This window comes from Blautia sp. AM47-4 (genome assembly GCF_003479865.1).
GTDB classification, from domain to species: Bacteria; Bacillota; Clostridia; order Lachnospirales; family Lachnospiraceae; genus Fusicatenibacter; species Fusicatenibacter saccharivorans.
Genome location: NZ_QUHY01000108.1, coordinates 1 through 699 on the forward strand (window position 1 = coordinate 1; position 699 = coordinate 699).

Genomic DNA, 699 nt, shown 5'->3' on the forward strand with positions numbered 1-699 from the left:
GGGCAATATCGTTGTTATCCCGCAGGGTGTCGATACCGTCATTCATGGCGATATAGCGGACACCGTTTCTTGGGAAAAAGTCCTCAATCAAATGCCCGGTTTGCAGATAGTTACGCCCCAGACGGCTGAGGTCTTTCGTGATGACAAGGTTGATCTGCCTGCGCTCAATGGCTCTCAACATTCTCTGCAAATCAGGACGCTCCATATTAAGACCTGTGAAACCATCGTCCTGATAGACTGCCACAACCTCCCATCCCTGCTTTTCGCAGTATTTTTCCAGCATATCACGCTGGTTTGCGATACTGGCACTTTCGCCTTGTAGGTCATCGTCCTTTGACAGCCTGCAATAGACCGCTGCACGATAGCCCCCGGCAAGTGCCTTTCCGATTGTTCTATATTCCATTTCGTTCATCATAGCCATTTACCCACACAATCCAGACGGTATCTGGCTCTTTTGAACCTCATCTTCATTATACTTCAAATCTTTCTTTTTAGCAAGATATTCTTTTGTATTTGTCTTTCCATATTTCTGGGAAATCAGGCTGACGAACACATCGGTTGCGTCCAGTTCCCCGTCAAACACCGTTGTAACATGAATCTCTGTTTTGTTTTTTGCCATAGGCAGTTATCCTCCATACATGAAAATAGCCAGACAGAGGGTGTCGGCAACGAAGTCCGGCAACGGGCTTCAAAAGACCT

The 699-nt window shown here is 46.8% G+C and carries 2 protein-coding genes and 1 pseudogene; 1 reads left to right on the forward strand and 2 read right to left on the reverse strand.

Annotation, left to right across the window (positions count from 1 at the left end):
• Nucleotides 1–421, reverse strand: a 421-nt coding sequence (locus tag DW965_RS18865) for a recombinase family protein (protein ID WP_158582889.1), incomplete at its 3' end; no start/stop codon positions are given.
• A complete protein-coding gene (locus DW965_RS18870) occupies nucleotides 422–619 on the reverse strand; it encodes a hypothetical protein (protein WP_004612761.1) in 198 nt (65 codons plus the stop codon).
• Here DW965_RS18870 and DW965_RS21865 point away from each other — a divergent pair.
• A pseudogene (locus DW965_RS21865) lies at nucleotides 593–699 on the forward strand (tweety protein); the annotation flags it as partial. The gene DW965_RS18870 and the pseudogene DW965_RS21865 sit on opposite strands and share 27 nt — an antisense overlap.